At 69.3% G+C, this 5,567-nt stretch carries 7 protein-coding genes; 6 read left to right on the forward strand and 1 reads right to left on the reverse strand.

All coding sequences use genetic code 11. The annotated features are described in order from the left end of the window. Positions 1-295 precede the first annotated feature (295 nt). From AC559T_RS08015 to AC559T_RS08030, 4 genes are read left to right on the forward strand one after another with little or no spacing between them, the layout of a single operon-like run. Positions 296-1,363 (forward strand): tyrosine-type recombinase/integrase, encoded by a 1,068-nt coding sequence (locus AC559T_RS08015; RefSeq protein ID WP_498868286.1) that lies wholly within the window; start codon positions 296-298, stop codon positions 1,361-1,363. Next, positions 1,363-1,563, forward strand: a complete 201-nt coding sequence (locus tag AC559T_RS08020; RefSeq protein WP_498868287.1) for a hypothetical protein — start codon at positions 1,363-1,365, stop codon at positions 1,561-1,563. Before AC559T_RS08015 ends, AC559T_RS08020 begins: the two co-directional genes overlap by 1 nt. Next, positions 1,560-1,883, forward strand: coding sequence for a helix-turn-helix domain-containing protein (locus AC559T_RS08025; RefSeq protein ID WP_498868288.1), 324 nt, complete (start codon positions 1,560-1,562; stop codon positions 1,881-1,883). Before AC559T_RS08020 ends, AC559T_RS08025 begins: the two co-directional genes overlap by 4 nt. A gap of 59 nt (positions 1,884-1,942) precedes the next feature. Then, positions 1,943-3,523: a site-specific integrase gene (locus AC559T_RS08030; protein WP_498868289.1), complete on the forward strand. Its 1,581-nt coding sequence runs from the start codon at positions 1,943-1,945 to the stop codon at positions 3,521-3,523. 103 nt (positions 3,524-3,626) lie between these two features. On the opposite strand, the gene AC559T_RS08035 is transcribed toward AC559T_RS08030, so the two are convergent. After that, complete coding sequence (locus AC559T_RS08035; RefSeq protein WP_498868290.1) at positions 3,627-3,887, reverse strand: ATP-binding cassette domain-containing protein; 261 nt, start codon at positions 3,885-3,887, stop codon at positions 3,627-3,629. A gap of 133 nt (positions 3,888-4,020) precedes the next feature. On the opposite strand from AC559T_RS08035, the gene AC559T_RS08040 reads away from it, so the two are divergent. Both AC559T_RS08040 and AC559T_RS08045 read left to right on the forward strand, forming a co-directional pair. After that, positions 4,021-5,163 (forward strand): sensor histidine kinase, encoded by a 1,143-nt coding sequence (locus AC559T_RS08040; RefSeq protein WP_498868291.1) that lies wholly within the window; start codon positions 4,021-4,023, stop codon positions 5,161-5,163. Continuing rightward, positions 5,160-5,567: response regulator (locus AC559T_RS08045; protein WP_498868292.1), on the forward strand; the 408-nt coding region annotated here is incomplete at its 3' end. The genes AC559T_RS08040 and AC559T_RS08045, both read left to right, overlap by 4 nt.

A 5,567-nucleotide genomic window follows, 5' to 3' on the forward strand; every position in this document is an offset into this window, starting at 1 on the left:
TCTTCCCAAGCGATCACCGGCACCGGGTGGGGGCGAGTCCGACAGGCATACGCGGCCCCAGGCCCGCCGACGACTGAGCGCCCCCAACCTCACCGGACGGCCCCGGCTATTAAGAAATAACCCCAGAGTTCTCTGAGCTCTCTTCGTCCTCTGTAACCCTTGGACCAGGGCTTCTTCCTCGGATCTGCGTCGGCTCTGACACCTGACGAACCTTCGGGAATCCTGAAGGTCTATCGTCCCTGGTGTTCGTCTTGCGGCATCGGTGAGGTCGAGGGGGCTGGGGTTGGCGCTGGCGGTGGTGAGGGATCTTCGGGTCGCGCGGGCTCCGGCGACGGCGGAGGACCTGGAGGCGCTGGAGACCGACGTGCTGGCGGGGTTCGTGTTGGCGCGGGCGGCGGCGGGGCTGTCGGACGGGACGATCTCGTCGGACGTGGTGCATCTGGAGCAGGTGCAGACGTGGTTCGCGCGGCCGTTGTGGGAGATGGAGCCTTCCGACGCCGACGTCTACTTCGGGAAGGTGCTGCGGAGCACGGCGAAGGGCACGCGACTGTCGCGTGCTCAGGCACTCAAGACGTTCTTCCTGTTCCTGGAGCTGCGGCACAAGGTCGAGATCCATCAGATGACCGGGCGGGTTGTCGAGTGTCCGATCGACGAGCTGAACCGGCCCCGCGGCGGCCAGCAGGCCAGGCTCCGGATCCCGCCCACCGCCGAGCAGGTGACCAAGTTGTTCACCGGCTGGCGCCAGGAGCTGGCGACGTGCCGGAAGTTCGCGCCGGCCGCTCGGAACTACACGGCCTGCCGATTGATGGCCGACGTCGGGCTTCGGGTGAACGAGACTTGCAAGCTCGACCTGCCCGACATCAAGTGGGACCTGGGCAGGTTCGGCAAGCTCCACGTCCGTCTCGGGAAAGGCGCGCGCGGTTCGGGCCCGCGTGAGCGGATGGTCCCGCTGATCAACAACGCGGCCGGGACGCTGCGCTGGTTCGTGCAGGACGTGTGGGGCCAGTTCGGCGACGACCACACGAGACCCGGTGTTCCGCTGCTGCTGTCGGAGCGCAAGAACACCGATGGGACGGCCGCGCGGGTTGGGGACGAGACGATCCGTTCCGCGCTGGCCACGGCCGCCGCGACGCATCTGCCGGACTGGCCGGAGGTCGTCACCCCGCACGTGCTTCGGCACTTCTGTGCCTCCCAGCTCTATGCCTCGGGCATGGATCTGATCGCGATCCAGGAACTCCTGGGCCATGCCTGGATCGCCACGACCATGAGATACGTGCACGTCGCCGGCACCCACATCGAAGACGCCTGGATCGCAGGTCAGCAGCGCGCCGCCACCCGCCTGATGCAATTGCGAAGGGACTGATGATGACCGCACCTTCCTCCGGGCCGGCCGGCGCCTGCTGGGCGGGCGGGGACCTGGCTGGCGCGCTCACACGCGCCGCCGCTGGGGTTCCTTGCGAACTGGCCGGGGTCGAGCTGGACCTGACCGCGATAGCGGTCCGCGGCGCGACCGGGCACCGGCGCGAACCGCCCATCATCGGGAAGGAGGCCGACGGCATATGAGGTGGAACCTGCGCCTGGCGGCCGCCAACCGCGGCATCTGGAAGGCCAGCGAGCTCCAGCGGATGCTCGCCGAGCATGGGCTGAAGATCAGCGCCGGGAAGATGTCCGGCCTGTGGTCGGGCGAGCCGGCCAGCATCAAGCTCGAAGACCTCAACATCATCTGCGCCGTTCTCGGCTGCGGGGTCGAGGAGCTTCTCATCCCGCAGCCGGAGAAGGTCCAGCGGATCGGCGATCAGGAGCGGCCCGCGGCCGCGGCGTCGTCCGCAGGGATGACGGTGACGCCCAAGCGGCGCGATGGCCGGACGCTTCCACCTGCCTGATGGCCTACTCGCCCGATGGCCCGCCGGCCAGTTGTGTCGACTGTCTGGCCTGGGGGTGCTTGAACGGGCGGCGCTGCGCCGCCTGCACGATCTGGCGGCACAACGCCCACCGCCACGAGGAGGGCCCCTGCGCCGGTTGCCGCAGGCAGCAGCTGCTCCGCAAGGGCTACTGCCGGTTGTGCTGGAACCAGGCGAGGGCCGAGGCCATCGAGGTGAGGGCCGCCGGTGAGCCCCGCCACAGGGCCATCGCCTCCCGCTTCCTCGACCAGGTCGGGGCCTTCCACCAGCTCTTTTTCGCCGGCATGCACAACCAGCGCGGCTCGTCGACCACTCCCCGACGTCGCCACGAGCGACGCGGCCGACCTCGGCTGCAACCGCCGCCTCCGACGGGACCACCGGCGCTTCGGTGGATCCAGCCGAAGCTCTTCGACGTCGCCAGGGACTTCACCCGCTTCGACGAGGCGACCAGGATCGAGCACGACAATCCTTGGCTGGCCTGGGGCATCTACCTGGCCCACCAGATCGGCGAGGCCCACGGCTGGCGGCGGGGAACTCGCTACGACGTCCACCGCGGCCTGATCGTCGTGCTGTCCTCGCACGCCGCCGGCGACATCGTCCGGCACTCCGAGGTGTTTCCCGCGATGCGGGCCCTGGAGATCAGCGTCGAACGTGTCGCCGAAGTCCTGACCCCCATGGGCGTCCTCCTGGACGACCGTTCCTCCTCGTTCGAGAACTGGCTGGAGCGCAAGCTCGACGGCCTGGCCGAGGGGATCCGACAGCCCACCGAGGCGTGGCTGCGGACCATGCGCGACGGCGGCCCCCGCACCAAACCACGCGACCTGGCAACGGTCTGGACCCACATGGGCAACGTCCGTTCGACTCTCGTGACCTGGTCACAGCGCTACGACCACCTGCGCGAGGTCACCCGCGACGATGTTCTGGCCGCCTTGGACGGACATACCGGCTCACGCCGCGCCAACCTGCTGGTCTCGCTGCGATCCCTGTTCGCCTTCACCAAGAGGACCGGGAAGATCTTCCGAAATCCCACCCGGGGCATCCGCGTCGGCCAGCACCCCTACCAGCTCGCCCAGCGCCTCGAACAAGACGACGTCGACCAGGCCACCGAAGCGGCCACCACCCCCGCGGCCCGACTGGTCCTCATGCTCGCTGCGGTGCACGCCGCCCGGGCCGGCGCCATCCGCACTCTGCTCCTGGACGACGTCGATCTCGGCAACCGACGGCTCACCATCGCCGGCCGCACCCGCCTGATCGACGAGTTCAGCCACCAGATCCTGCTGGAATGGCTCGACTACCGCCGCAACCGCTGGCCGAGCACCGCCAACCCCCACCTGCTCATCAACCAGATGAGCGCACACAGCACCCGCCCGGTCAGCACGATCGACTTCGCCAAAAGGAAGCTACGCGGCCAGACCGCGACCCTGGAACGCCTACGCGTCGACCGGCAGCTCGAGGAGGCCCTGGCCCATGGCCCCGACCCGCTACACCTCGCCGCCGTCTTCGGCCTCGACCCCAAGACCGCCATCCGCTACGCCGAGAACGCCCGCGCACTCCTCACCAGCACGGCCGAGCATCAAGACCCCGCCGGTCGAGACGAACCCAAGGGTCCACAACCCACATAACTCCTGAAGACCCTTCGGTTCACCTTGAGGAACCCTCAGTCCGCCTGAACTCTGGGAAATCCCGGGGTCCCGGTAGGAACGGAACGAAAAACCGGTGTTGCTGTCAAAATTTTTGACGGCCCGAGGTCGAGTCCGCCAAGGTGGCGAGGCCCGGGTTTGGCAGGTCGGCGTACCGGGCGCCGAGGACCTCCACGTGGCCGGAGGTGGCCGAGCTCAGGCCGACCATGATCCGCATGGTTGTCGACTTGCCGGCCCCGTTGGGGCCGAGGAAGCCAGTCACGCGGCCCGGTCGGGCGGTGAACGAGACGTCGTTGACGGCGGTCATGCCGCGATAGCTCTTGGTCAGGTGGTCAACAGTGATCATGACCGGAAGCCTCGCCGCGGCCGGCCTTCCGGCACATCGGCGTCGAGGCCGGACCCGCCTCTGCCATTGGGGGGAGCGGCGTCTCGTTCTTTCGGTGGGTCTCCGACGCCTGGGCTGTCTCTAGGCTGGGTGTGTGTTCACTACCGGCCTGCGCTCGCTCTGGGACGAGCCCCGCGCCGCGGACACGCCCGAACGGGTGTGGCTCGACCGGGTGCTGGTCGGCGTGGTGATGGTGGCGGCGTTGCTCGAAGGAACCCTCCGAGAGGACGTCACCTGGGGGCCGGTCGTGACGATCGTGACGGTCGGACTTGCGCCGGTGCTGCTATGGCGGCGTGCTCACCCGTTGGTCTGCGTCGTGGTGGGCTTCGGCACCGGGATGGCGTTAGGACTGGCGAGCTGGCTGGGCGGGACCCCAGGCGTGGGCCTAAACACGATGATCTACATCCTGGTGCTCGTCTATTCGCTGGTCCGCTGGGGCACAGGGCGTCAGATCGTGATTGGGCTGCTGGTGGTTGCGGTCGCCGCGGTGTTCAGCTTTGCGACCGACTACACCGGGCCAGCCGAGCTCTTCGGCGGGTTGGCGGTCCTGGCGGCGGCGGCAGCGGGCGGAGCGGCGTTCCGCTACCGCGCCGAGAGTCGGCGCCGGGCGCTCGACCAGGTCCGCAGCCAGGAGCGCGTCGGCCTCGCGCGCGAGCTGCACGACTCGGTCGCCCACCACGTCTCGGCGATCGCTCTGCAAGCGCAGGCTGGCATGACGATGGCCGCGAAGCGACCTGAAGCGGCGCTCGAGGCGCTTGCGATCATCGAGGGGGAAGCGTCGCGGACGCTGGCGGAGATGCGAGCGATGGTCCGGGTGCTGCGTGACGGAGCGCCGGCGGAGTACGGTCCCCAGCCCGGCGTCGCCGACCTGGTGTTCCTCGCCCGCCGCGAACCGGACCCCGTCGTCGACGTGGAGTTGGCGGGTGATCTGGCCGGACTTCGGCCCCAGGTCGACGCCGCCGTGTACCGGATGGCGCAGGAGGCGCTGACCAACGCGCTGCGGCACGCCCGAAACGCCTCGCGTGTGGAGATCAGGGTCGTCGAGGGCGCAGGAAGGCTGCGGCTCCGCGTGACCGACGACGGCCAGATCGACCCGGCGCGGCCAGCGACCCACGGTTTCGGGCTGCTGGGGATGACCGAGCGCGTGCAGCTGCTCGGCGGCACGCTACGCGCTGGGCCGACGCCCGAGGGCGGGTGGGCGGTCGACGCCGAGCTGCCGATGGAGTTGCCCCTATGACGACGCGCGTGCTGGTGGCAGACGACCAGGATCTGGTGCGCACCGGCCTGTCGATGATCCTTGACGCCCCGCCCGACATCGAGGTCGTCGGCCAAGCCGCCGACGGCAAGGCCGCCGTCGAGCTGGCGCATCGGCTCCGCCCCGACGTGTGCCTGGTCGACATTCGGATGCCCGGGCTGGACGGCATCGAGGTGACCGAGCTCCTCGCAGGGCGGGGCGTAGCGGACCCCATCGCGGTGGTGGTGATCACGACGTTCGACCTGGACGAGTACGTCCACGGCGCGCTTCGGGCCGGAGCCCGAGGATTTCTCCTCAAGGATGCCGGGCCAGAGTTGCTGGTGCAGGCTGTCCATGCCGCCGCCGTCGGCGATGCCCTGATCGCGCCGAACATCACCCGCAGGCTG

The organism is Frankia sp. Hr75.2 (genome assembly GCF_949319125.1).
Lineage (GTDB): Bacteria > Actinomycetota > Actinomycetes > Frankiales > Frankiaceae > Parafrankia > Parafrankia soli.

Excerpts from the sequence above, each read along its gene's own strand:
- AC559T_RS08020 (WP_498868287.1), top strand. The coding sequence starts at position 1,363 with ATGATGACCGCACCTTCCTCCGGGCCGGCCGGCGCCTGCTGGGCGGGC.
- AC559T_RS08025 (WP_498868288.1), top strand. The coding sequence starts at position 1,560 with ATGAGGTGGAACCTGCGCCTGGCGGCCGCCAACCGCGGCATCTGGAAG.
- AC559T_RS08035 (WP_498868290.1), bottom strand. The coding sequence starts at position 3,887 with ATGATCACTGTTGACCACCTGACCAAGAGCTATCGCGGCATGACCGCC.